This window comes from Alteromonas sp. I10, assembly GCF_003201515.1.
GTDB lineage: Bacteria > Pseudomonadota > Gammaproteobacteria > Enterobacterales > Alteromonadaceae > Alteromonas > Alteromonas macleodii.
The window spans coordinates 134,808-160,755 of record NZ_QJJN01000004.1 but is presented as its reverse complement, the minus strand read 5'-3'; the positions used below and the strand labels follow the sequence as shown (position 1 = coordinate 160,755).

25 protein-coding genes are annotated in these 25,948 nt (G+C 44.3%); 14 read left to right on the top strand and 11 right to left on the bottom strand.

Annotation, left to right across the window (positions count from 1 at the left end):
- Positions 1 to 41: 41 nt before the first annotated feature.
- Positions 42 to 1,073: an ion transporter gene (locus BZA03_RS09740; RefSeq protein WP_110288651.1), complete on the top strand. Its 1,032-nt coding sequence runs from the start codon at positions 42 to 44 to the stop codon at positions 1,071 to 1,073.
- Positions 1,074 to 1,193: 120 nt separating this feature from the next.
- Complete coding sequence (locus BZA03_RS09730) at positions 1,194 to 1,619, top strand: halomucin (RefSeq protein WP_231513084.1); 426 nt, start codon at positions 1,194 to 1,196, stop codon at positions 1,617 to 1,619.
- Between the two features lie 19 nt (positions 1,620 to 1,638).
- Here the strand turns inward: BZA03_RS09730 and BZA03_RS09725 are convergent, their stop codons facing one another.
- The gene (locus tag BZA03_RS09725) at positions 1,639 to 2,073 is read right to left on the bottom strand and encodes an Lrp/AsnC family transcriptional regulator (protein WP_110288650.1); all 435 of its coding nucleotides are present in this window, start codon (positions 2,071 to 2,073) and stop codon (positions 1,639 to 1,641) included.
- A gap of 213 nt (positions 2,074 to 2,286) precedes the next feature.
- Here BZA03_RS09725 and ctlX point away from each other — a divergent pair, with 213 nt between their 5' ends.
- Positions 2,287 to 4,293: a citrulline utilization hydrolase CtlX gene (gene ctlX / locus BZA03_RS09720; protein ID WP_110288649.1), complete on the top strand. Its 2,007-nt coding sequence runs from the start codon at positions 2,287 to 2,289 to the stop codon at positions 4,291 to 4,293.
- Positions 4,294 to 4,415: 122 nt separating this feature from the next.
- On the opposite strand, the gene cysS is transcribed toward ctlX, so the two are convergent.
- A complete protein-coding gene (gene cysS / locus BZA03_RS09715) occupies positions 4,416 to 5,798 on the bottom strand; it encodes a cysteine--tRNA ligase (protein ID WP_101565047.1) in 1,383 nt (460 codons plus the stop codon).
- Positions 5,799 to 5,983: 185 nt separating this feature from the next.
- Here cysS and BZA03_RS09710 point away from each other — a divergent pair, with 185 nt between their 5' ends.
- The 4 genes from BZA03_RS09710 to BZA03_RS09695 all read left to right on the top strand — a co-directional run bounded on the left by BZA03_RS09710 (position 5,984) and on the right by BZA03_RS09695 (position 9,856).
- A complete protein-coding gene (locus tag BZA03_RS09710) occupies positions 5,984 to 6,475 on the top strand; it encodes a peptidylprolyl isomerase (protein ID WP_014949922.1) in 492 nt (163 codons plus the stop codon).
- A gap of 139 nt (positions 6,476 to 6,614) precedes the next feature.
- Entirely contained in the window at positions 6,615 to 7,340 is a 726-nt protein-coding gene (lpxH, locus tag BZA03_RS09705; RefSeq protein WP_110288648.1) for a UDP-2,3-diacylglucosamine diphosphatase, read from the top strand.
- Between the two features lie 113 nt (positions 7,341 to 7,453).
- A complete protein-coding gene (locus tag BZA03_RS09700) occupies positions 7,454 to 8,068 on the top strand; it encodes an OB-fold-containig protein (RefSeq protein WP_014949924.1) in 615 nt (204 codons plus the stop codon).
- An 18-nt stretch (positions 8,069 to 8,086) separates the two neighbouring features.
- Positions 8,087 to 9,856 (top strand): flotillin family protein, encoded by a 1,770-nt coding sequence (locus BZA03_RS09695; protein WP_110288647.1) that lies wholly within the window; start codon positions 8,087 to 8,089, stop codon positions 9,854 to 9,856.
- A gap of 58 nt (positions 9,857 to 9,914) precedes the next feature.
- Here BZA03_RS09695 and BZA03_RS09690 read toward each other — a convergent pair whose 3' ends face one another.
- Entirely contained in the window at positions 9,915 to 10,820 is a 906-nt protein-coding gene (locus BZA03_RS09690) for a LysR family transcriptional regulator (RefSeq protein WP_110288646.1), read from the bottom strand.
- 112 nt (positions 10,821 to 10,932) lie between these two features.
- Here BZA03_RS09690 and BZA03_RS09685 point away from each other — a divergent pair, with 112 nt between their 5' ends.
- The 3 genes from BZA03_RS09685 to gtfA all read left to right on the top strand — a co-directional run bounded on the left by BZA03_RS09685 (position 10,933) and on the right by gtfA (position 13,968).
- The gene (locus BZA03_RS09685; RefSeq protein WP_110288645.1) at positions 10,933 to 11,688 is read left to right on the top strand and encodes an SDR family NAD(P)-dependent oxidoreductase; all 756 of its coding nucleotides are present in this window, start codon (positions 10,933 to 10,935) and stop codon (positions 11,686 to 11,688) included.
- A gap of 230 nt (positions 11,689 to 11,918) precedes the next feature.
- Positions 11,919 to 12,098 (top strand): oxidoreductase-like domain-containing protein, encoded by a 180-nt coding sequence (locus BZA03_RS09680; RefSeq protein WP_014949928.1) that lies wholly within the window; start codon positions 11,919 to 11,921, stop codon positions 12,096 to 12,098.
- Positions 12,099 to 12,471: 373 nt separating this feature from the next.
- Complete coding sequence (gtfA, locus tag BZA03_RS09675; protein ID WP_110288644.1) at positions 12,472 to 13,968, top strand: sucrose phosphorylase; 1,497 nt, start codon at positions 12,472 to 12,474, stop codon at positions 13,966 to 13,968.
- Between the two features lie 212 nt (positions 13,969 to 14,180).
- Here gtfA and BZA03_RS09670 read toward each other — a convergent pair whose 3' ends face one another.
- A complete protein-coding gene (locus tag BZA03_RS09670; RefSeq protein WP_110288643.1) occupies positions 14,181 to 14,621 on the bottom strand; it encodes a helix-turn-helix domain-containing protein in 441 nt (146 codons plus the stop codon).
- Between the two features lie 228 nt (positions 14,622 to 14,849).
- On the opposite strand from BZA03_RS09670, the gene BZA03_RS09665 reads away from it, so the two are divergent.
- Entirely contained in the window at positions 14,850 to 15,845 is a 996-nt protein-coding gene (locus BZA03_RS09665) for a YhdH/YhfP family quinone oxidoreductase (protein WP_110288642.1), read from the top strand.
- A 64-nt stretch (positions 15,846 to 15,909) separates the two neighbouring features.
- Here the strand turns inward: BZA03_RS09665 and BZA03_RS09660 are convergent, their stop codons facing one another.
- Positions 15,910 to 16,671 (bottom strand): TerC family protein, encoded by a 762-nt coding sequence (locus BZA03_RS09660; protein ID WP_039225280.1) that lies wholly within the window; start codon positions 16,669 to 16,671, stop codon positions 15,910 to 15,912.
- Between the two features lie 76 nt (positions 16,672 to 16,747).
- Entirely contained in the window at positions 16,748 to 17,761 is a 1,014-nt protein-coding gene (locus BZA03_RS09655; protein WP_110288809.1) for a zinc-binding alcohol dehydrogenase family protein, read from the bottom strand.
- 99 nt (positions 17,762 to 17,860) lie between these two features.
- Here BZA03_RS09655 and BZA03_RS09650 point away from each other — a divergent pair, with 99 nt between their 5' ends.
- Positions 17,861 to 18,793: a LysR family transcriptional regulator gene (locus BZA03_RS09650; RefSeq protein ID WP_181417291.1), complete on the top strand. Its 933-nt coding sequence runs from the start codon at positions 17,861 to 17,863 to the stop codon at positions 18,791 to 18,793.
- A gap of 133 nt (positions 18,794 to 18,926) precedes the next feature.
- Here BZA03_RS09650 and BZA03_RS09645 read toward each other — a convergent pair whose 3' ends face one another.
- Positions 18,927 to 20,543, bottom strand: a complete 1,617-nt coding sequence (locus BZA03_RS09645; protein WP_110288640.1) for a S10 family peptidase — start codon at positions 20,541 to 20,543, stop codon at positions 18,927 to 18,929.
- 150 nt (positions 20,544 to 20,693) lie between these two features.
- The gene (locus BZA03_RS09640) at positions 20,694 to 21,281 is read right to left on the bottom strand and encodes an ACP phosphodiesterase (RefSeq protein ID WP_110288639.1); all 588 of its coding nucleotides are present in this window, start codon (positions 21,279 to 21,281) and stop codon (positions 20,694 to 20,696) included.
- A 182-nt stretch (positions 21,282 to 21,463) separates the two neighbouring features.
- Between BZA03_RS09640 and BZA03_RS09635 the strand changes: the two genes are divergently transcribed.
- Together BZA03_RS09635 and BZA03_RS09630 are read left to right on the top strand one after the other, a co-directional pair.
- Complete coding sequence (locus BZA03_RS09635) at positions 21,464 to 22,246, top strand: tRNA-(ms[2]io[6]A)-hydroxylase (protein ID WP_110288638.1); 783 nt, start codon at positions 21,464 to 21,466, stop codon at positions 22,244 to 22,246.
- Between the two features lie 210 nt (positions 22,247 to 22,456).
- A complete protein-coding gene (locus tag BZA03_RS09630) occupies positions 22,457 to 23,056 on the top strand; it encodes a Yip1 family protein (protein ID WP_014949940.1) in 600 nt (199 codons plus the stop codon).
- A 76-nt stretch (positions 23,057 to 23,132) separates the two neighbouring features.
- Here BZA03_RS09630 and purF read toward each other — a convergent pair whose 3' ends face one another.
- The 3 genes from purF to BZA03_RS09615 all read right to left on the bottom strand — a co-directional run bounded on the left by purF (position 23,133) and on the right by BZA03_RS09615 (position 25,940).
- Entirely contained in the window at positions 23,133 to 24,656 is a 1,524-nt protein-coding gene (gene purF, locus BZA03_RS09625) for an amidophosphoribosyltransferase (protein WP_014949941.1), read from the bottom strand.
- A 14-nt stretch (positions 24,657 to 24,670) separates the two neighbouring features.
- On the bottom strand, positions 24,671 to 25,159 hold the full coding sequence (locus BZA03_RS09620) for a CvpA family protein (protein ID WP_014949942.1): 489 nt from the start codon (positions 25,157 to 25,159) through the stop codon (positions 24,671 to 24,673).
- A 160-nt stretch (positions 25,160 to 25,319) separates the two neighbouring features.
- Entirely contained in the window at positions 25,320 to 25,940 is a 621-nt protein-coding gene (locus BZA03_RS09615; RefSeq protein WP_110288637.1) for an SPOR domain-containing protein, read from the bottom strand.
- Between the last annotated feature and the right edge of the window lie 8 nt (positions 25,941 to 25,948).

Sequence of the window (25,948 nt, the reverse complement as noted above, 5' to 3'; positions counted from 1 at the left end):
GCATTTACGTCACGCTTTGAGTCAGAATACAGGATAAGGAAATGCTAAGAATTAACCGAGAAAATTTGCGAAACAGTCATGAAACGCCTTGGTTAATCTTAGATTTAGTCATGTTAGGTATACTTTTTGTGAACCTAACATGGCTCATTTTCGACGCCTTATACGCCTCCGACTTTGTCTATGGTCTATTGGGCACGTATTTTCCCGCTTTTCTTAGTGCTTACGATCCTGTTCACAACAACTTTCTGTTGGTCGACTTGGTGTTTATCGCCATTTTCTTCAGCGAATTTTGCTTCCGGTGGGTTGTAGCTATTGTGCGTAAAGAACACTTACGCTGGTACTTTTTTCCGTTTTTGCATTGGTACGATATCATAGGTCTAATCCCTACTGGACCTACCCGCCTATTTCGTTTCTTGCGCATATTTTCTATTTTGCACCGCCTGCACAAATTCGAAATCATCGACTTAAATCAAACCGCGGTCTTTCGCTTTTTTGCGTTTTACTACGATGTATTTGTTGAAGAGTTAAGCGACCGGATTGTTGTAAAAGTGCTCAGCGATGCGCAAAAAGACATCTCAGCAGGTTCGCCTTTATTAGACGATATCAACGCACAGGTACTGGCCCCCCGCCGTCCTGTCATTACCCAATGGATGGCTGGCGTTATCAACCATTTAGGCCAGTCAATTCAAAGCGAAGAGCACGGCGAGGTGATACGGGAGCACGTGCGCAAGAGCGTGGGTAAAGCGGTGAGAAGTAATGCACAAGTTTCTTCCCTGCATTACCTACCTGTTATCGGCAAAACCATTGAAAATACGTTGGAAGAGTCAGTCACCGATATCGTGACCACATCGCTAGTTAATCTGTTAAGCGACTTAGACGCAGAGCGCATCGACCATTTCATTTCAGTCGGCATGCACGACTATACCCCTACCGCCGATGCACTTGATAAAGAAGTACTTAACGTTGTAAACGAATGCTTAGAACTGGTAAAAGCGCACGTTGCACAGCAGCGTTGGAAGTCACATCTCACCGAAAAAGAATCGGCCATCCCCACTGGCAAGCCCGAAATTTAATTAATTTGCAAAGCGATAGAGTCAAGGTGAACGCTAGCCAGTATTCTGTTCAGCCACTGTTCATACAAATAAGCTAATATAAAGTCCTTATGAATATAATTATAACGATTAGAGGGACTTATGATGAAAATTAAACGCTGCCGAACGTTCAGCCGCTCATTTAACCACGCAATACTAGTAATTTGTATAGCGGCATTTGCTTCAGGCTGTATGGTGATCTTGCCGACCTCTTCTATTTCCACCAACCAAGAACCTGAAAAAATAGTTGAGCGCATTGAATACAATGCAAACCGATGCTGGTCCACACTGCATCAGCCAATCCATAGCGATATAGTCGTAAACACGTACACAATACAAAACGGCTACAAACTCACGGCCAGTCGTAAAGAAGGGAGCACCCCGCAATATCCTTTTTTACACGTCACCGTTACCCACTCAACCTACGGCAGCGAGGTATCTGTTCGAGAAGGTGAGTTTAACTTGGGCACAGACTTAAATTTAAGTGATGATGTAAATCGATGGATAAATGGCGACAATAGCTGCTAAGACTGATAAGGCGTACACACTATTTTTCAGTAGTAGACAGAATAATACTCGTCTCACTATTAAGCACGCCTTTAACGCCGCGCACTTCTTTTAAAATGCCATCTAAGTGCGCGAGACTTTCGGCGGTTATAACAATAAGTAAATCCCAATTTCCGTTTGTAGTATGAAACCGCTCAACACCATTCACCTGCCTAAGCTTACTAATAAGCTGTGTTGTACTAAGCCCTTCAAGCTCGACTGACATAAGAGCTTTTATTTTGTCTGGTTGCAGCTGCTCGTTAACACGAATAGTAAAACCGTCGATCACCCCCGAATTTATTAACCTGTCGATTCGTTTTTGCACCGTATTTCGCGATAACGAGAGGACTTCAGCTAGCACGGTTACAGGTGTTCGCGCATCGCGCTTCAATATATCGAGAAGCTCGCGATCTTTCGCATCTAAATCTACATACATAGCTATTTCCCCAATAGATAAACAAATCGTCGAGTCATTAACTCGTTCTCCAAGACTAATTAGCAAAACGCATAATGATAAAACTATTGAACATTATGCTTAAACTAAATAACAACTTGCAACACCTTGAGCATGGTTAAGTGAATTCGCCAGAGAATAAAATACACGCTCTTTTCAGTGGAAATATTTCAGCTAAGGGCTGTAGGACGTTATATGCAAGCCAGTCACATCAAAAACTCACGATTAACTACACCAAATTCCGTTTTAATGGTACGCTCCTGTGCCTTTCGCCCCAACGAACAAACAGCCAAAGACAATAGTTTTCAGAAGCCCCTTGTATCGACGGGAAGAAATAGAGCGGAAATATCAAAGAATGCGTGTGCGGAATTTGATGAGATGGTTCGCACTTTACGTATGAACCACATAACGGTAGAGGTGTTTGAAACAGAAGGGGAAAACACGCCCGATGCCGTATTTCCAAATAATTGGTTAAGTACACATCCCAACGGTTTGCTTGTCACCTACCCTATGCACTGTGAAAACCGCCGAGCGGAGCGTCGTGACGATATTGTCAGTTATCTGCAGCAACACTATATCGTACAGCAAGCTAAAGATTTATCTTCCCTTGAAGAAGACGGAGATATTGTTGAAGGTACAGGAGCTATGGTGATCGACCATGTAAACGCGCTAGCTTATGTTTGCCTATCCCAACGAGCCAATAAGAGAGCTGTAATATCGGCGTGTAAAGCTATTGGTTTAACGCCTATATGTTTTAGCGCCTTTGATACTGCTGGTACGGCGATTTACCACACCAACGTAATGATGTGTGTGGGCAGTGATTTTGCCATTGTTGCTACTAGCATGATAGAAGAAAGCGACAAAAATGTGGTGCTTTCAACACTTAAGGAGACAGGTAAAAACGTCATCGAAATTAGCGAAGAACAAGTGAATAGTTTTGCCGGAAACTGCCTAGAGCTTTTGAATAGCAATGGAAAACGTTTATTACTTATATCAGACACTGCTTTTAGTTCAATGAACGAAGAGCAACTAGCTTTACTACCCAGCGATCTTACTTTACTTCCCATCGCAGTGCCTACTATTGAAATGGGAGGAGGCTCCGTCCGCTGCATGGTCGCGGGTATTCACCTTGAGTGTAAAACGATTGGCGCTAAACAAACTACGACTAATAACATCAGCTTTGACACCCGCGTGAGACTAGCAAAAGGTGATGACTTGGAAGGCTTGCTTGCGTTAGCTGAAGCTGCATCGCCAGGTATGACAACCTTCCCACCGGATAGAGCAACGCTTGATAACAAATTAAAGCGTTCCAATAGAGAAGAACAAAAACTTATGCGTCAAGAGCGTCCAGACTACCTTTTGTTTGTATTGGAGGACCTTCGAACTGGCAAGCTTATTGGTACATCTGCAATTTTTGGTGAATTAGGAAAAGAAGACAGTTTTTATAGTTACAAACGAGAAAAAGTCGCACAGCGAAATAAATCACTAGGCGCACACTACACCCACGACATACTGCACCTAAGTCACCATTTTGAGGGGTACGCGGAAGTGGCATCACTCTACTTACTGCCTGAATACAGAAAACACTTCAACGGAAAACTACTTTCAAAAGTACGCTACCTTTTTATGGGCTTACATCAGCATGTATTTCCAAAGCAGGTCATGGCCGATCTACGAGGCTATGTAAATACGCATGGGGACTCGCCTTTCTGGAATGCCGTCGGACGTCACTTTTTTCCTATGACATACGCTGAAGCGGATTTATATGGCGCCGTAAATGGAAATCAATTTATTGCTGATTTAATGCCTAAACTTCCGCTGTATGTAAATATGTTACCCAAAGAGGCTCAGTTGGCTATTGGTAAACCACATAACGACGGCCAACCCGCTATGGCAATGCTTGAAAAAGAAGGGTTTAAATTCACGAACTACATCGATATTTTTGATGGTGCGCCAAGTATGGAAGCTGAAGTTTTAAGCCTAAAAACTGTCAATTCAACAAGGCAAGTAAGAATAAAAGTTTGCGAAGGTACAAGGCGCGGCACCGAGAGTAAAATGACGCTTGTCGCCACGTTGAGCCAGCCTTTTTATGCAATGATGGCAGAAACCGAAGAACAAGACGAAATAGCTGTTATCTCTCGCAAAACAGCACAAGCATTAAACGTTAGCTCGGGAGATACCATCTTACTTTCAGATGTTTAGCCTCGTGCGTATATCCAAAAACCGCTGTTCAATGACGAAAACACGGTGTGCGCTTTAAGCTTAACTAAAAAGAAAGCCCGCAAATGCGGGCTTTTATTCTGTTAAAAAGTATTGGGTGCTAATTACGCTTTACGCCACGTAGTACCGCTCGGACCGTCTTCTAACACTACGCCTTTTGCGTTTAACGCATCGCGTGCGGCATCTGCCGCTGCCCAGTCTTTGGAGGCACGGGCATCGTTACGCTGTTTAATTAACGCTTCAATCTCTGCTGCTTCATCGTCATTGCCTTCACCGCCTTTAAGGTAAGTATCTGGGTCACTTTGAAGCATACCTAAAATTGCACCTAGACCTTTAAGAACCGCGGCCAATTTACCCGCTTCGTCAGCATTGTCTTTTTGGCGGTTAAGCTCACGTGCCACGTCGAATAACACCGAAAAAGCTTCAGGTACGTTTAAGTCGTCGTTCATTGCTGCTTCGAAACGCTTCAGATAGCCACCGTAGCTCAGATCAGTGCTTTCATCTACTTCAACACCACGAAGGGCTGTATACAAACGCTCTAGGGCGGCCTTCGCTTGAGTAATATTGTCTTGAGAGTAGCTTAACTGGCTACGGTAATGCGCCGACATCAGGAAGAAACGCAATGTTTCTGAGTCGTGCTCTTTAAGCACATCGCGCAAGGTAAAAAAGTTACCCAATGACTTAGACATTTTTTCGTCATTAACCTGTACCATACCCGCGTGCATCCACACGTTTACGTAAGGTGTGTCATACGCACAGCACGACTGAGCCACTTCGTTTTCGTGATGTGGGAACGTTAAATCTGAGCCACCGCCGTGAATATCAAAGTGCGCACCAAGATGCTTATGATTCATTGCAGAACATTCAATGTGCCATCCCGGACGTCCCTCGCCCCATGGCGATTGCCATGCCGGCTCACCAGGCTTGGTGGTTTTCCACAGTACGAAGTCTAGCGGGTCGTCTTTTCCTGCCGCCACTTCAACACGAGCACCCGCTTTAAGCTGATCTAAGTCTTGTTTGCTTAACTTGCCATAATCTTCGTACTTGCTTACGTCGAATAGTACATCGCCGCTTTTAGCTTGATAGGCGTAACCTTTGTCCATGAGTCGCTGGATAATTGCAATGATCTCATCCATATGACCACTTACTGTCGGCTCGACGTCTGGCTCTAGTAAGTTAATCGCCGCAAAGTCTTCGTGCATCATGGCAATAGTGCGTGCAGTTAGCGCCTCAAAGCTTTCACCATTTTCATTGGCGCGAGCAATAATCTTATCGTCGATATCGGTGATATTGCGCACGTACTTCACATCTAAACCAAGGTGGCGCATGTAGCGTACTAAGACATCGAAACTCAGGTAAGTACGGGCATGACCCATATGACTTAGGTCATAAACGGTTATACCACAAACATACAAACCCACTTTCCCTTCTTGAAGCGGTACAAACTTCGCTTTTTCACGGGTTCGGGTGTTGTAAAGATGTAGCATGTCTATATTTCCTATTTGTCATAATTTTTCGGCCGCAAAGTTTAGCACTGTCACGATTTAAATGGTACAAGCCTTTTGCAACGATATGGCTGGGTTTTGCGATAACCGTCTCTTTGCGCTAACGACTCGTTTTGCGCTAAAATGCCGCCACTTTATATGTATGCTAACACACAGGACAAACCACAATGGTTACGTTAAAAACAAATTTCGGTGACATCACCCTAGAGCTTTTTGAAGATAAAGCGCCTAAAACGGTAGCTAACTTCATTTCTTACGTTGAAGACGGTTTTTTTGATAACACTATTTTTCACCGTGTAATCAACAACTTTATGATCCAAGGTGGTGGTTTTACGCCAGATATGGATCAGAAAGACACAAAAGACCCTATTGAAAACGAAGCGGACAACGGCGTAGCAAACGAAGTGGGTACAATCGCGATGGCGCGTACCCAAGATCCACACTCTGCGACGGCTCAGTTTTTTATTAATGTAAATAACAACGACTTCCTTAACCACTCTAGCAAGTCTGTCAATGGTTGGGGCTACTGTGCATTCGGTAAAGTAACTGAAGGTATGGATGTTGTTGAAAAAATTAAGGCTGTTAAAACCGGTAACAGCGGCTATCACCAGGATGTTCCTGTTGAGCCTGTTATCATTGAAAAAGCGACTATTTCTTAAATAGCCGCTGACATCTATGCTTGAATAGCTGTCTCAATAACGCCTTGGCCAATATGATTTTCAAGACATACTAAGGCCTTGAGTTAAGAACAAGCCGCGTTACTTTAACGCGGCTTTTTAAACCACAATAAGAAGATTTATGTCGTTCACCTACTTCATTGCCGACTTGCACCTAAGTGCCGACCGCCCTGACATTACAGAATGCTTAATGCGCTTTTTAAAAGAAGATGCGATTAATGCTGATGCACTTTACGTTCTTGGTGACTTGTTTGAAATTTGGATTGGCGACGACAACGTTACTCCATTTAACACTGCCATAGCATCAGCTTTCAAGGCAGTGAGTCAGCATTGCGCTATATACTTCATTCACGGTAATCGCGATTTCGCCATACGTGAAAAGTGGCTATCAAAAGCCGGCATGACGTTATTAAACGAACAAGAAGTTGTAGACTTATACGGCACACCTACCCTGCTTACTCATGGTGACGAACTATGCACTCGCGATGTTGCTTATCAAAAGTTTCGCAAGAAATCCCGCGGTTGGTGGTGGCCACGTTTAATGCTTGCGCTTCCGTTATGGTATCGACAGCGTGTTGCCGATAACGGTCGTAAGGAAAGTAAGGCTAAGCAGCAAAATCTTAAGCCAGATATTATGGATGTCACGCCTGAAGAAGTGGTGAAAGTCATGGAAAAATGGGGCGTGCAGCGCATGATACATGGCCACACACACAGACCCAACATTCATAGCCTTACAGCAAACGGCAAGCCTGCAACTCGTATTGTACTTGGCGATTGGTATGATCAAGGCAGTGTATTGAAGGTTACTGAAAATGATGTGATGCTGCAGAAACATAACTTCAGTTAGTCACCATCATTATTTGTTACAAACTAGCCGAAAGTACATGTGTTAGACGCTGGCTTAATTTTTGTTCTGTGGTATAAAGAATAAAAGCAAGTTAGTCATCATGGATGGTGTAAATGACAGATGTTCTTCTTTCCCCTACAAACTTCTGGTTTAGCATTTCGCTCATAGCCGTTTTCTTTATTTTCATACTAGAACTTGTTAGCACTATTTTTGGTATAAGCCTGTTGGGGTTAGGCGATGATTTTGCAGAGTTTGATGGCGATGGGTTTCTTAATACCTCGTTTGCCAACTGGCTTAATATCAATAAAGTTCCCTTTCTTATTTACCTAGTAGTACTTCTTACTCTATTCGGTTTAGTTGGCTTGATGGTTAACGGCTTAACAGCGAGTGCACTCGGCTATACCTTGCCAGCTTTCCTATCCGTTCCTCTTGCATTTGTTATTGGCGCATTCGTAACAGCTAAAACCGTAAAGGTAATTTCAGGCTTGTTGCCTAGTGTAGAGTCTAGCGCGGTTAACAGCGATGACTTCATTGGGTCTGTGGCCGAAATCACGATTGGAAAAGCAAGCCGAGGCAACCCAGCTGAAGCAAAGTTTACCGACCATTATTCACAGCCTCATTTTGTGTTAGTAGAGCCTTTCGAAGATGAAGAGTTGTTCGCACAGGGAGAGCGCGTCATTTTAGTTCAGAAAAAACAACACAGCTGGTTAGCAACCCGCTACCTATAACCTAAAAGAGATAAAAGTATGGATACAATTCAACCATCTAGCTTGCCGTCAATACTCTTTATTGCCGGTGCTATTGTTGTAGGGCTTATCGTTATTGGCCTTATCTTTGCCAAACTTTACACCCGCGCGACGAAAGAAACAGCGTTCGTAAGAACCGGTTTAGGCGGTGAAAAAGTCATTAAGGACGGTGGCGCTATCGTGCTTCCTGTCGTTCACGAAATCATTCCAGTAAATATGAACACCCTTCGTATAGAAGTGGAAAAAATTCAAAAAGACGCGCTTATTACCAAAGATCGCATGCGTGTTGATGTTAAGGCAGACTTCTATTTACGCGTGGCCCCCAATGCCAATGGCATATCAATGGCTGCGCAAACGCTAGGAACGCGCACCACTCGCGCTGAAGAAGTTAAGAAACTAATGGAGTCTAAGTTTGTTGACGTACTACGTGCCGTAGCTGCTGAAATGAGCATGACCGAAATGCATGAACAGCGTGCTGACTTTGTACAAAAAGTTCAGCAAAGCGTGGCTAACGACCTTGAAAAGAACGGTCTTGAGTTAGAATCGGTGAGCTTGACTGGTTTTGACCAAACCGACCTACAGTTTTTCAATGAGAACAACGCTTTCGATGCAGAGGGGCGTGCACGCTTAACGAAGATCATTGAAGAAAAACGCAAAGAAACCAACGATATTCAACAAGAAAACCGCATTTTCATTGAACAGCGTAATTTGGCTGCTGAGAAACAATCACTAGAGGTGAAACGAGACGAAGAAGAAGCTCGCTTAGCCCAAGAGCAAATTCTAGCCTTTAAACGTCAGGAACAAAAAGCAGAAATTGCTAAGCAGCGCGAAATGAAAGAACGGGAAGAGCGCGAAGCAGAGATCGCTAAAAACCGTGCTATCGAGGCTGCGGAAATTGAAAAATCACGGGAAATTGAAACCCAAGAAATTGCTAAGCGTCAGGCATTAGAGCAAGCGCGCATTCGTCAGCAGCAAGAAGTTGAGGTTTCTGAGCAAATTAAACAAATTGCCGTTGCGACAAAATCTGAGGAAGAGTCGGCCGCGCGTGCTAAAGCTGCTGAAGCGGAAAAGGCTAAAGTGGAAAAAGTGGAAGCAGTAACCACAGCGAAAATGGTGGCAGAAGCTGAGCGTAAGAAACAAATTGAAGTTATAGACGCGCGTAAAGAGGCAGAGCGTGAGGCTGTGGGCATTACCGTAGAAGCACAAGCTAAGAAAGAAGCAGCTGAAAACTCTGCTGCCGCCATTCTTACGGAAGCTAAGGCTGCTGCCGATGCAAAAATGCTTCAGGCTGAAGCTGATGAGAAAGTGCTTGCTGTTGAAGCACAAGGTAAACAAGCGCTTTATGAGGCTGAAAATACGCTTAAGACCGAGCAAATTGAGCTGCAAAAAGCCCTTGCCATGCTCAAAATATTGCCTGAGCTTGTGGCACACGCCGTTAAGCCACTTGAAAACATAGAAGGTATTAAAATTCTTCAAGGCTACGGCCAAGGGAATGGCGTGAAAGGCGATCACACCGTTGCTACTGCTGGTAGTGGTTTAGCTGAACAAGTAACGCAAGCCGCACTAAGCTATCGTGCTAACGCCCCACTGGTAGACTCTATGTTGCGTGAAGTGGGCTTGGTCGATGCGGAAAAAGGCACATTAGATGATTTGGTAACAGGCAACAGCGACATACTGACCAAGGCCAATGCCGTAAAACCTAAACCTATTGTGGCAGCACCAGAAAACCTAAATGGTAATAAAGCGTCAGAAGAGCTTCCAGCTGATTAATGCTCATTGAGCTAGTATTTAGCTAGCTAATACGACACAACATCCTAAGCCCTGTAATTCAACAGGGCTTTTTGTTTTCACGTAATTTATCAACTAACCATTCTGAAAATACTTTTAATCGAAGTGGCATTTGTCTTCTAGAGGGGTACAGGAGATTTACCGGCATCGCCTGGGCCTCGAATTCAGGAAGCACACGAATTAGTTTTCCTTCTTTCAGCTCTGACTCAACCCCCACACTTGGAATTTGCGCAATACCTAATCCACTTGCGCACGCCGCAAAGTAGGCCTGGGTACTGTTAACACTTAACAAGCTTTGCATTTCGACGCCATGGAGTTCTTCACCTTTCATAAATTCAAATTCTGGTGTTTTGTGACTTAGGGTATGGGAATAATCAATAAGCTTGTGATTAGCTAAATCTTCCAGCGACTTCGGTATGCCCCACTTCGTCGCATAATCAGGACTTACACAGTTATAAATTGGATAAGTTAAAAGGCGACGGGCAACCAAACTGCTATCCGCTAATGCACCAACCCTAATCACACAGTCAAACCCTTCTTTAATAAGGTCAACTTTGCGATCGACACTGCTCACTCGCAACGTAATCTTGGGGTAAGTAGAGATAAACTCACCTAAAATGGGAAGCAGAATATTGGTTGCAAATCGGCTTGGCATATCGATACGAAGCTCGCCACTTACACTGTCTGCTGAGGTTATGAACTGTGATTGTAAGGCGTCCCATTCACTCAATAAGGCAATACTTTGCGGCAAAAACGTTTCTCCATCAGAGGTGAGAGAAACGCTTCGCGTACTTCGGTTAAAAAGGCGCGTGCTCAACTGCTTTTCGAGATTTGTTACCGCTTGAGAAATACTCGATTTCGGTAAACCTAGAAGTGCAGCCGCCGCACTGAAGCTTCCCAATCTCGCGGTTTCTACAAACCGTGTAAGCATATCGAACCTGTCCATCTTTCGCCTATTGTTCACTAAATAAGAACAATGTTATCGCTTTAGGTAGGTTTTTCATACCAATTTTAGTCAATATAATCGTCTACGAATTAACCAACAAAGAGAGATAACAATGGCGATTGCATTAATAACAGGTGGAAGTCGAGGTCTTGGGCGCGCTGGCGCATTAGCACTGGCGAAAAAAGGGATAGACGTTGTTATCACGTATAACACTAATGAAGCAGCAGCCGATGAGGTTGTTAAAGAGATTCAGAGCATTGGAAGAAAAGCCTGTGCCCTGCCCCTTAACACCGCCGCCTCGCATTATTCGTTCCCGGAATTTCTAGTTACGCTTAAAGACGTGCTGAACAATCAATTTGGCAAACAGGCTATTACCTATCTGGTAAACAACGCCGGCGTTGGTCTAAATGCTTCTTTTGCAGAAACAAGTATAAAACAGTTCGATACGCTATTTGATATGCATGTGAAGGGACCTTATTTTTTAACCCAAACACTGTTACCTATTATTGAGGATGGCGGAGCAATACTGAATATTTCCTCTGGTTTGGCAAGATTCTGCTTCCCGGGATACAGCGCCTACGGTATGGCTAAAGGAGCCATAGAGGTAATGAGTCGTTACCTGGCTGCAGAGTTAGGAGCCCGTAAAATTAGAGTAAACACCCTGGCTCCAGGTGCCATTGAGACTGACTTTAGCGGTGGCTATGTTCGCGATAATAGCGAAGTCAATAATGCTATAGCCTCTCAGACCGCTTTAGGCCGCGTTGGCCAACCCGAAGATATAGGTGGCGTTATCGCAGCGCTATTAAGTAACGATAGTTATTGGATTAACGGCCAAAGGATTGAGGCATCTGGTGGTATGAAGTTGTAACACCATTAGCATGATGGCGTTGATGTCAGCTTTCACTTATTAACGAAAATGGGTTAAACGCCTTTGCAACCTTTCAAGCTGCAAAGGCGTATCATAAGGAGTAACATACACAGGCAAAGTTGTATTCTCTGCGCTTAAACATTAGGTTTGGACGTGAGGATATTGTTAAGCCTTGAAAATATTATCTGAGATTGAGATATTTTTAAGGGAGAAAGTCGAGGATAAGTGCTATGAAGTCGCTACCCGAAGAACCAGAGAAACCATTAAGAGACGATTGTTGCGGCGGAGGTTCGTGTTGCCCATGTATTTGGGACGTATACTACGAAAAGCTTGCTAAGTGGAAAGAAGCAAAGCGAGAATTTGACGAGTTAGCGAATAATGAGTCATCAGACACAAGGTCTCCAGACTAGCGGTCCGTACTCGTATTTAAAAATGCCCTGTTCGCTATTTCCTACTATTGAACAGCCCTCGAACGAGCTATCCTGCCTTAGAACTTGCCTAATTTAAACCGCCGCATGAGCGTTCGACAGTTCCATTTTTTAAACTTCTCATTTACAAATTTCTATTCTACTGCTATTTTATCTTAATCGATTAAGATTTTGATTTTCTGTGAGTCTCAACCAAATTTGGTCAGTCAATAGCAGAAGATTAAGAATTAAGCTAAACCCGTTACATGGTTAATTTTGAATCTGCCAGACTGGTAGTGCTTAATTCGTAGTAATGTGTGCTCGCGATACGTAAGAGAAGTACGAGCAAGCGCATGCTGAATTTTGGAGAGTTATCATGTCTATACGCAATGGCGTTCAACTAATCACCTATGCAGACCGACTAGGCGATGGCAACATCGAGAGTCTAACAAGCATACTTCAGGGCCCGTTAGGTGGCCTGTTTACGGGTGTTCACATCCTTCCTTTTTACTACCCTTACGATGGTGAAGACGCGGGTTTCGATCCTATCGATCATACCTTGGTCGATGAGCGCTTGGGCGATTGGGACAACGTTAAAAAGCTTGGCGAATCGGTAGATATCATGGCCGACCTCATTGTTAACCATATGTCGGGGCAAAGTGAAGCGTTCAAAGACGTGCTGAAAAACGGGCGCGAATCGAGTTATTGGCCGCTGTTCTTAACCAAGGAAGATATTTTTAAGGGCAACGATCAAACCCAAATTGACGAACAAATAGCACAAGTGTTCCGCCCTCGACCCACACCGTTTTTCAGCGATTACGAGGTGGGCACAGAGACTGGTAACCCTGAAACCGTGCCGTTCTGGACAACTTTTACCTCTAATCAAATTGATATTGATGTGGAGTCACAGTTAGGCAAAGATTACCTATCTTCTATTCTTCAGTCGTTTACTGAAAGTAATGTTGATCTTATTCGCTTAGATGCGGCGGGCTATGCAATTAAACGCGCGGGTTCGAACTGCTTTATGCTTGAAGAAACCTTCGAATTTATCGAAGAATTATCAAACCGCGCACGTGGTATGGGCATGCAGTGTTTGGTCGAAATACACAGTCACTATCAAACTCAAATTGATATTGCTGCGCGTTGCGACAGTGTTTACGACTTCGCTTTACCTCCGCTTGTACTACACACCTTGTTCTCTAAAAATGCAGAGGCATTGGCATACTGGCTTTCAATTTCGCCACGTAACTGCTTTACCGTGCTAGATACTCACGATGGCATCGGCATTGTTGACGTGGGCGCGAATGGTGACAAACCAGGCCTGCTTACCGCAGATGCGATTAATTCGCTCGTTGACCAAATACATGAAAATTCCAATGGCGAGTCTAAAAAAGCCACTGGTGCCGCTGCAAATAATGTAGACCTTTACCAGGTAAACTGCACATATTACGATGCGTTAGGTAAAGATGACTTCGCTTATTTGGTTGCACGCGCCATTCAATTTTTTAGCCCGGGTATCCCTCAAGTTTATTACGGTGGCTTGCTTGCTGCGCACAATGACATGGCGTTACTTGCTAAAACCAATGTTGGCCGCGACATCAACCGCCCATACTTGTCTACTGCCATGGTAAAAGAAGCCGTTGAGAAGCCAGTGGTTAAAGGCCTGATGCAGCTTATTAGGCTAAGAAACGAAAGCGATGCTTTTAACGGTGTATTTGACGTGAGTTACATCAACAACGTATTCGTGCTTTCGTGGAAAAACGGCAACCATGCGGCGTCACTAAACGTGAACTTCAGCACCATGGATGCAACAATTCATACGGTGGATAATGGTGAAGAAAGCGTGTTGTCAATCAGCTCGCTACTTGCTTAAAACGCAATCTTTAGCGATAGTTTAGCTACTTAGCGCTCAGCTATTCAGGAACTAACACGTGCCGTCAATGCGCTTAAACGCATTAGCGGCACGTAAACCTTGGATTAGCCATTACGATTTAAGTATTACAAGCCCCACCAGAAGAACTGGTATTGTTGTGAATTAACTCAGTACTCGTTTACCTAAACGACGTATTATTTTGTGTTGGTGTTTTATCTGTAGTCGTCGTTATACGCCCTACCCCAGTCACATAGCTGACGTAAAGTTGGCTCTAGTGTACGGCCTAAATCGGTAAGAGAATACTCTACACGAGGGGGCACTTCAGCATACACTTTCCTGTTTACCAACCCATCACGCTCTAACTCTCTGAGTTGCTGTGTAAGCATTTTCTGGGTAACGCCTTGCAATCGTCTACGCAACTGACTGAAACGTAGCGTTTTATGGCAAAGGTGCCACAAAATAACCCCTTTCCATTTACCGCCTATTATCTCAAGGGATACTGCTACGCCACAAATGTATTGATTTGAGCCGTTCGTATTTTCTACAGCATTGGACGCATTATCTTGTTTCTGGCTTTTTAGGACGGCGTTATTATCAATGTCTGATGTCACATCACTTTCCTCTGCCACTACACTGTTCAAAGTTGCGGTCATACTACTCCCTCTTAGAGTAATTACGTTCATATTCACTACGTAAAAGGCATTTTTATTAAAGTCAGCATTGATGTCGGTGCACTTTGTTAAAGCGACCAATCGAACAAAGGGTTTACATCACGCCACTAGTATCTTTTAGGGTACTACCCTACTAAAAAGTGCATACTTGCGCAAAGTTTATATATCGTCACAATGGGTAGCGTAATCATTCGACTAACGGAGACAGGTATGACATCGTTTAAAGCTTTGCTTGTAGAAAAGCAGGAAGATAAATCCTTCACGCGCAACGTAACGCAGCGCTCAACTGATGACTTGCCTGAAGGCACGCTACTCATTAAGGTGCATTATTCATCGCTTAACTATAAAGATGCACTGTCAGCCACCGGCAATCCAGGTGTGAGCAGAAACTTTCCTCATACCCCAGGAATTGATGCAGCAGGCACGGTGGTATCGTGTGGTGACAATCGCTTTAAAGAAGGAGATGAAGTTATTGTCACCGGATTTGACCTCGGCATGAACACCGCTGGAGGCTTTGGCGAATACATCAGAATTCCAAGTGAATGGGCGGTAGCTAAGCCAAATGGACTTACGTTGAGAGAGTCAATGATCATTGGTACCGCAGGTTTTACTGCAGGACTATCAGTACAAGGCTTGGTTGAACACGGCGTGACTCCTGACAAAGGCGATATTCTAGTCACTGGCGCTACAGGAGGCGTGGGCTCTGTCGCTGTTGCCCTGTTGGCAAAAGCTGGCTTTTCGGTTGTGGCATGCACCGGAAAAAAGGAGCATGAGGCATTCTTAAAAGCACTGGGGGCCAGCAAAGTGATAACCCGCGACGAGTTATTGGAAAATAAAGAACGCCCTATGTTAAAAGAGCTATACGCTGGCGCTATTGATACGGTAGGCGGTGAATATTTAGCGCAGGCAATTAAAGCGACACAATATGGCGGCACAGTAACGTGCTGTGGCCTAACCGCATCTGCTGAACTTAACGTAAGCGTATTTCCATTTATCTTGCGAGGCGTTTCATTGCTTGGAATCGACTCTGTGCAGTGTCCAATGCCTCCCCGTTTGAGGTTGTGGGACAAGCTTGCTAGTGAATGGAAGCTAAACTGCCTTGATGACCTTACCGAGGAAGTGACCCTTGATGCGGTAAATGAAAAAATAGACGCAATCTTAAAAGGGCAGATTTCTGGCCGTACTTTGGTTAATGTTCAAGGCTAAGCACATAAAAAGAAGGCACCTTAATATGGTGTCTTCGGTTTATCTGGCTCGCCCCTACGAGTGACTAGTTCCCGTCGTTACTCATTTTTTTAGCCAAGTGAATGGTGCTGACCTGCTTTGCTCTTCGCGAGCGAACCTTAATATTCAGAATTTCTACAATAAACGAGAACGCCATCGCAAAATAAACATACCCCTTAGGTACATGAACATCAAAGCCTTCTGTTATTAAGGTAAAGCCCACTAAAATCAAAAACGATAAAGCCAGCATTTTGATGGTTGGGTTTGCATCCACAAAGTCGCCAATCGGCTTTGCAGCTACTAGCATCACTGCTACTGACGCAACAATAGCAATAACCATGATGCTTAAATGTTCAACTAACCCTACTGCTGTGATAACAGAGTCGAGAGAAAAGATAACATCGAGCACCGCAATTTGAACCAAAATTGAGAAAAAACCAGAAGCTGCTACTTCCGTAGTTGATGCTTCGGTCACCTCGAAACTGGCATGTATTTCGTGGGTTGATTTTGCAATAAGAAAGAGGCCGCCCAACACTAAAATAATGTCACGGCCAGATATTTCATTCCCAAAGAGGCTAAATAACGGATTAACTAAGCCCATTACCCAAGCCAAACTAAATAGCAATAACAGTCGCGAGCCCATGGCTAAACCAAGGCCTATTTGACGTGCTTTATTTCTTTGATGTTCAGGTAGCCTGCCCACCAATATTGAAATAAAGATTATGTTATCAATACCAAGCACTATCTCTAATGCCATTAAGGTGCCTAATGCCACCCAAGCTTCTGGACTCGCAAGCCATTCAAACATTTGCGCTATAAACCTTAGCCAAAACCACCTAATTTAGCGCATAGTATTACGGAATATCATCTCAAGCACGCTTTCTTTAGAAGCCCTCTAGAACCAACTTACCGATAGCTCGCCCTTCTTCTAAAATTTTGTGCGCGTCGATTAAGTTAGCAGCGTTAATTTTACCTAAGTGTTTGCCAACGGTAGTTCTAATTTTGCCTTCGTCAATAAGCGATGCTACATGAGTAAGCAGACGGCTTTGCTCTGCCATATCGTCGGTTTCAAACATTGAGCGCGTAAACATGAACTCCCAATGAAGTGACAAGCTCTTCTGCTTTAGCTTGGCTACGTCAAGACTTTCTGGGTCGTCAATTAGCGCTAGTTTGCCCTTTGGCTTCATAACTTCAACAAAGCTTTCAATGTACTGGTGCGTATTATTTAAACTTGCGACATGAGTCACTTCACCAATGTTTAACGCCTTGATTTGCTCAGCCATAGGCTTGCTGTGATCCACTACGTAGTCGGCACCTAACTCCTGAACCCAGCTTTTTGAGCTTTCACGCGAGGCAGTGGCGATCACGGTAGCCCCCGTTAGTACTTTAAGCAATTGCAGCATAATAGAACCCACGCCACCAGCTGCGCCTACCACAAGCACAACCTCATCGCTCTTTTCACTTTGTTGCCTTAGAGCAAGATGATCAAACAACAATTCGTATGCTGTGATTGTGGTTAGAGGAAGTGCCGCAGCATCGCTGTCTGACAGAGACTTAGGCGCTTTACCGACAATACGTTCATCAACTAATTGAAACTCTGCGTTTGAGCCGGCTCTGGTAAGGTCGCCAGCGTAGTAAACCCTGTCACCAACTGCGAACTCGGTAACATCAGCGCCTATATCAACGATTTCACCTACTGCATCCCACCCCAGAATTTTGGGATCACCTCCATTAGGATTAACGCGATGACGAATTTTATAATCCACCGGGTTAACTGCTATCGCACTTATTTTTACAAGTAAATCTCGACCCGACGCGCTGGGCTTTTCGATGTCAATATCCACCAGTGCAGTAGGCTCACTAATACCAAGTGAGTGGGTATAACCAATAGCTTTCATCATTTGTCTCTCCTTTGAGTAATATCATCATCATACTCTTGATTAAATTTGGATAAACAGCACAATAAAAGAAACATTATCAAATAGTTTTTGAAAGCCATGTTACTCGACGACTTGAATGTAGTAATAAAAGTTGCTGAATTTAGAAACATTACTGCAGCAGCGACACATTTGAATATGCGTACAGCAACCGCAAGTGCTGCGGTCAAACGCGTAGAACAGGCCCTTGGTGCCGAATTATTTGTTCGTACTACACGCTCACTACGTCTGTCGTCTGCGGGTGAAAGGTTTTTGCCAACGTGCCAAGAAGCCATGTCAATGCTGGCTAATGCCAAGCAGAACTTAAAGGGCGATACAGGCGTGATTGAGGGCGAGCTTAGGTTAGGTTTATCGTCTGATTTAGGCCGAAATGTGATTGCGCCGTGGCTAGATGACTTTATGGATTTGCATGACAAAATAACCGTAAAGCTCAACCTGAGTGACAGCAACATCGACTTTTATCGCGATCCCGTCGATTTAGCGCTAAGGTACGGTACTCCAACCGATGCGAATGTATACGGTTTCAAAATTTGTAATGTACCAAGTTTACTTGTTGCCTCCCCATCTTATATCAGCTCTCATGGTGCCCCTGAAAAATTTGAAGACTTGCAAACACACAACGGGCTTTTTTACCAACTACATGACAAGGTATATAACGAATGGGAGTTTTTTCACAAAGGGACACCGCTGAAGATAAAAATGCGAGGCAACAGAACCGCAAACGACGGAGAAATAGTAAAGCGTTGGGCCGTCGCGGGTAAAGGTGTTGCTGTTAAATCTGGCTTAGATGCGTGCGACGACATTTTAAAGGGTCGACTTGTAACCTTGTTGCCCGAATATCAACCTAAACCGAAACAGCTTTGGCTGATTTGCCCTAGCCGCCAATCTATTACTCCAGCAGTAAGACTATTCAGAGATATGCTGAAAGAGCGCTGCGCTGAATGTTTAGCGCAGCTCAAGGAAGCTGGTGTAGTTGTAGAGAGTAAAAACTAGTCGCTTAAGCTGACATTAGAGGTGCAAACCACAGTACTCTCACAAATGACAAACGGCTGTCGTTACGTTAATCAAGTAATGACAGCCCAATAACGTGAGAATACCTATTATCAACTAAGCGATTTGCCTTTCACTATCGCTTGTATTCAGCAGGTATGCCTTTGCCTGGTGTGCTCATTTTAATAAACTCGCGTAGGTCTTGGTTGGACTGTTTTAAATCGTCGCGACGCAGATACATCATGTGGCCGCTGCGATATCCCTTAAAGCTCAAACGGTCCTTTAAATTGCCACTTTGATCGAGCTGCCACATCGTATACTTGGCATCAAAGTAGTTCGTTGCGCCGTCGTAATAGCCAGCTTGAATCATCACATTCAGATACGGGTTTTGCGCCATGGCCAATCGCAAGTTCTCACCCGTTTGATTATTGCTTCTATCCCATGGGTGCACGTTTCCAAACATGTTGTACTTAATATCAGTTTTGTAGTTTAACTCTTCACGCAAATAGTAATTAATAGCGGGCGTGAACGAATGAAGCCATGATGTTAGCTCAGCCCAATAGTCAGGGCGGTCGCCGCTTTGCTTAGCATCTATACCCAAATAGCGGCTGTCTAAACGACCTAGCGTCTTCCCTTCGTCGCGCAGCAAGTCTTTCCAGAAAAATGCAGTGCTCACGTCTAAGTTGTTTTGCGCAATAGACGCTTCACTTAACCCAGAATAGCGCGCCATTTGCTTTAACACATCGCGCTTTTCCGTTTCACCAATGAAGCCACCTTTGGCCAGAGCAGGAATAAGCGTATTGATGGTGAAGTCTTCAACTTCAGGCAATAGCTCAGTAAGATCTTTGTTTTGCAACGCGGGTTCAAGCTTATTGTGATACCACGCCGCGGCAGCAAAATAAGGCAGTCGATTAGCGGCTTTTACCGGCCCGTTGCGCTCTATACCAATATCGGTTGGCGATACAAGCACAACGCCGTTTAAGTACATCCATTGGCGATTTTGAAGCTCTAATGCTAATCCTGACACACGCGTCGTGCCGTAACTTTCACCGATAAGATATTTAGGTGAACGCCAGCGATTATTACGCGTTACAAAAGTATTCACCCAGTCTGCCAAATAGCTAATATCGGCGTTTACACCAAAGAACATTTTCTGCTGTTCATCTTGCGATGGCATGCTGCCGTCAGCTTTAGGCAGCACACGGCTGTACCCTGTATTCACTGGGTTAACAAACACAATGTCTGCCACATCCAAAATGGAGTAAGGGTTGGTTTGAACACCATAGGGCTGAACTGGATAGCCTTCATCGTCAATATTAAGAATACGAGGGCCTGTGTAGGCTACATGCATCCACACTGACGCAGAGCCTGGACCACCGTTAAAAGAAATAATAAGCGGGCGCTCAGTATTCTCTTTTACGTCAGTGCGCTGATAGTAAGTGTAAAACAAAGTGGCAACCGCTTCGTCTTTACTGTTCCAAACCGGTTGAGTACCCGTGGTAGCACTGTACTTTACGCGCTTGCCTAGGATTTTAGTTTCGTGCTCTGTCACTACACTGCTATCAATTTTTATTGAACGAGCATGGGCAGATGCGCTTTCTTCTTGCGCTGAAGCACTGGTAGTTAAGCTTACAAAAGCAATTAAGGCTGCCGTTAACCATGCTAGGGTCGCGTGCGATTGCGCTTTGTGCTTATTTTTACCCAGACTTAATAATACGGGCGATGTATTTCTAACTAAGGATTGAATATTCATCATTATTATCTTTGAGTGTCGTTAATTTTATCTTTTTTGTGTTGTCTTTGTATTGCACGCTTTACTATATCGCTGTTCACATGACAGCTTAGCAATGAACGACAAAACGACCAATTTCTTCGATACATTTCTGTAACACGGTTAAGCCTTTCAAATATTCTCAGGGCCATTGATTTTTATGTGTGTAATGAGTTCAGGGAAAAACGTTAAGAATCTCGCTTCAATCTCGTCTCTGTTCGCATTAATATCATCCACAGCAAGATGAAACGTGTTGGGGAAACGAATACGTTTAGCAACCACAGCAATCGCCTTAGCAATGCCCTCTTCCTTAGCATAATCTTCAAACCAGTCATGGGTTATCATATGCCCAACACTGTGCTGCATCGTTCTTGGCATAGTGGGCAATCGCTGTTCTAACAATGCGAAACTCTGTTTTCTGAAGTCGTCAAAACCCTGTGCTGTAAACGACGCCCAATGTTTAATTAGCAGGTGATCGAAGTAGATATCCAGCGCCACAGGTGCAAAGCGCCGACGACTTTTATGAAATAACGCCTTTGCTGCTAAGACGCTGGTATGACTGTCGGTGAACCTATCCACTTCATAGTGGTTTTTGAGACCTAGCTGTACCGCTTGTCCAAACTCTTTAATATCAACACCCCGCCTGAAGTCTCCGAGTAAGTTACCGAATTGAGAATCGGCGGTTGGTCGGGCTAAGAAAAGATGGGCAAGATAATTCATTTTGTAATTTATTGGTCTCTATTTTAAGTTGTAAGGGCTTGTAGGTATCAAGTAAAATTGCGGTTCAATTTAGATACGCTGAATTTTGTACTTTTATAAACCGAAACTGCCGAGACTAGCGTTGGCAGCAACCAAATTCAAATGTAACTGAAAAACCGTAGCACTTAAAATTGAGTTTCAACATGTCTGTAATCTCCACTTCTGAAGTCACGTCTCTACTTTCACCAATCAATGCCTTTTTACATTGCGAGACGCCACAGTCGTGGATAGACGAAGCGCAGAAAGAGGAAAACCTTCGCGTTATCCTTACTGACCACCTAATTTGCGAGCTTAAAGCGGCTCAGTCGGCTATGTACCTACTTCGCCGCTATGTAGCCGATGAGGAAACCAGTAAGGTATTGCTGGGCTGGTTGAAACCTTACGAAGACTTCACTTACCGCCACGAAGGCGATTGGCAATCGCTTAATACTAAGCACCTTTCCAAAAATGTATTTAACACAGAAGGGCTAGACCCTTTTAAAAAAGACATGCTTGATAAAATGGTCATGCTAATTAAAGAAGAGCTTCATCATTTTTACCAAGTGCTAGAAATTATGCACGAGTTGGGGTTTGAATATAAGTCGGTAACATCCAGTCGTTACGCAAATGGCTTATTGCGTCACGTACGCACTTACGAACCTGAAAAGCTCATCGACAAGCTCATTTGTGGTGCCTACATTGAAGCGCGCTCCTGTGAACGCTTTGCCAAACTTGCGCCGTATGTTTCCGAAGATTTAGGTAAGTTCTATGTGTCATTGCTGCGTTCAGAAGCCAGACATTTTGAAGACTACCTCACCCTTGCTGGGCAGATCGCTAAAACCGATATTTCAGAGCGCGTTGCCCACTTCGGAAGCGTGGAAAAATCGCTGATTGAAAGCGACGATGACGAATTGCGTTTCCACTCAGGTGCACCACGCTTAAGTTAACGCTTTGCATCCGTTTATAAATTAATCAATTTATATTGACGGTTTAGTAATTCTGCTGCACACTCAATTTGTAAACATATTGTTAACGGCAGTGTTTGGCGCTTTGCGCTATGTTTGTGTCTCCTTGGTTTTACGGTTAGTCCGTGTGTTCTCCCTGCCTCACAACAATATTTTTTAAAATAATAACGTTGGTGAACAAGGCAGGACTTTATGATTTTGAATCATCTAATTGGTATTTACACTCATCCAAAAGAAGAGTGGCAAACCATTGATACCAAACACGAAACCTATTTTTACGCGCTTACCCATATCGCTTTTATATCTCTCATTCCATCACTCGTGGCCTATTATTCCAGTGCCCATACTGGCTGGAGTATCGGCGCAGGTGACATAATTCGCCTTAGCGAAAATACCGCCATTATGATGGGTATAGGCATGTATTTTGGCTTAATTGCAGGCGTGGTCGCATTGGCTGTACTTATTCATGAGTTGGCTAAAGCGTTTGATGCGACGCCAACTTATACGCAGTCGCTGGAACTTGCGGCCTACACGGCTACACCGTTGTTTATGGTGGGCTTCGCAGGTCTTTACCCAGAACTCTGGGTAGTGATGACGGCGCTGTTAGTCGGTATTAGCTATTCGGTATACCTGCTCTACTCTGGCGTGCCAATTTTGATGCATATGCCAGAAGATAAAGGGTTCATTTACTCAAGCTCGGTAGTGACATGTGGGCTAGTATTGCTCGTTATTCTAATGACAGGTTCAGTTTTGGTATGGGGACTGTCCGGCGGACCAGTATTTGTTCACTAGCCTCTTTCATTGAAATAAAGCATTAAAAAAGCCGCTTTAAAAAGCGGCTTTTTGCTATATCAAAGAGCGTCTTACATTAATCAGCGGCATCAATATTATGCACATCAAGATTGCTAAGCTCTGCTTGTACCACTGGCGCTTTTCTTGACGCTTCACCGCGCGACATATCAATTCGCTCAAGGTACTCTTGGTCGATATCCGCAGTAATATAGTTACCATCAAACACTGACGTTTCAAAACGCTGAATGGTTTCGTTCTCTTCGCGAACGGCATCCACCAAGTCAGAAATGTCTTGGAAGATAAGGCCATCTGCTTGGATAAGCTCTGCAATTTGATCGATTTCACGACCATAAGCAATCAACTCGTTTGCCGATGGCATATCAATACCATACACATTTGGGAAACGAATTTCTGGAGCAGCTGACGCAAAGTATACTTTCTTCGCACCTGACTCACGCGCCATCTCAATGATTTGACCCGATGTAGTGCCGCGCACGATAGAGTCATCGACAAGTAGTACACTCTTACCTTTGAACTCAGATGAGATTGCGTTTAGCTTACGGCGTACTGATTTTTTACGCATGGTTTGGCCAGGCATAATGAAAGTACGACCAATATAGCGGTTTTTAACGAAGCCTTGGCGATATGGCAAATCCAGTGTGTTCGCGATTTGAAGCGCCACATCCATCGACGTTTCAGGAATAGGAATAACCACGTCGATATCCAGATCTGCCCATTCGCGCTTAATTTTTTCACCTAGCTTACGGCCCATGTTTACACGCGATGCATAGACTGAAATGCCATCTATAAAGCTATCTGGGCGAGCAAAGTAAACAAACTCAAAGATACACGGAGAGGTTACTGGATTCTCGGCGCACTGTCTGGTGTGCAGTTGACCCTCTTCGGTAATAAATACCGCTTCACCTGGCATTACATCGCGCACAAACTGGAAGCCAACAGCATCAAGCGCCACGCTTTCAGATGCCACCATCCATTCCTCACCCAGCTCGCTCATACGCTTACCGAGTGCTAGAGGACGAATACCGTGCGGGTCGCGAAACGCTACAATACCTTGGCCGATGATCGCCGCAACGACTGCGTAGGCACCACGAATTTTCTTATGAACTTTCGTTACCACTTCAAAAATGTGTTCGGCACTTACGCTTAAACCTGCTACCTGCTGCAGTTCATGCGCAAGAATGTTAAGCAGTAATTCTGAATCTGAGGTGGTGTTGATGTGGCGGCGTGCAATGCGGAATACTTCTTCCTGCAGCTCATGGGCGTTGGTGAGGTTGCCGTTATGAGCAAAGGCAATACCAAACGGCGAGTTCACATAAAACGGTTGCGCCTCTGCAGAGCTTGATGTACCCGCGGTAGGATAGCGAACATGGCCAATACCCATGTTGCCAGACAGTCTCTTCATATGACGCGTATGGAAAACATCTCGAACCAAACCATTTGCCTTACGCAAATTAAACATATTTTGGTCGATAGTCATTATGCCTGCGGCATCCTGTCCACGGTGTTGAATAACCGTTAGACCGTCGTACAGTGACTGAGCTACGGGCGTTTTACCAACTATTCCGACTATACCACACATGTGCGTTACCTATTTCAAGCGGGATTTAAGAAACTGGAGGAGTCTTTCACATAGCTGAAAAACCACTCAATGATGACACCAAACTCTGGAATGAGTACCGATGCTTGCCACCAATCTGAGGAAGCTGCACCAGTAAAGGTATCCATAAAAAAGAGCAATGCGCTAACTATAAGCACGCCACGCAGTGCGCCAAAAACTATACCGAGGGCCCTATCTGTTCCAGACAGCCCTGTTGCCTGAACCAATTGGCTAATCACGTAATTGATCATGCCGCCAAGAATGAGCGTGGTGACAAACAATGCTGCAATTGCAGCACCGTTTTTTAAGTAAGGATCGTCAATGGCTGTGAAGTAAACGGCGAGGTCAGCGTAGAAATTGCTTGAAATAAAGAGTGCAGCAAACCATACCACTAACGAGATGGCTTCTTTAACAAACCCTCTGATCAGGCTTATTAAGGTAGATACCGCAATGATACCCAGTATGGAAAAGTCTACCCAGTTCATCGTCTCTTTATTGCGTTGATGTTGCTTTTTATCGTAAAGCAACGAGCCTTTGGCGAGATGGCGCGCATTCTAACAGAAGATAAAAATATTACTAGTCTGTAATACCAATCCCTGTTGCTCTGTCCGTGCTTAATTCGACTAGCACCAGGAACAATGCGCACTATTCAACTTTGAACGTAGTGACCTTACCTTTAAGACTCGTGAGTTCCTTTAAGTGAGGTAGTGCCGATTCCAGTTTTTTCTTGTCTAAATCTGGGCCAACGAAAACTTTATTAAGCGGGCCAGAACTGGTTTGAATTTTGCGACTAAACGCACGATACCCAGCCTTTTCCAGTTTCGTCAGCAGTGCCTTCACGTTTTTCTCGTGTCGGAAGCTGCCAAGTTGAATAACCCAACCAGCGTCATCGTCTGCGGCACTTTTTGTGTTAACCACCGTTTGGCTTGCTAGATTGTCCTCTTCTTCAAAGGTTTTCACCGATGGCGCTTTTGCGGTAGTGGCTTCACCTGCACGACCACTTTCCCCTGCGCCAGAAGAATCCAGATCATCATCTAATGCCGTTTCATCTTGAATTTCAACCGCTGGCACCGCAGCTTTCGCCACGCGCTCTGATGGAAAAGATTCTGGCTCTACGATGGGCTTTTTAGGCGGATTAGCAGGTACAGAGACAAAAGGTTCTCTGTTTGTTTGCTTTTTGCCATCAAGAAAGTCTGGTAAAAAGATTACCGCTAGGGCGACAACAATAATTGTCCCCACCAGTCTATTCTTTAATGCCGATGTCACTGTGCTCT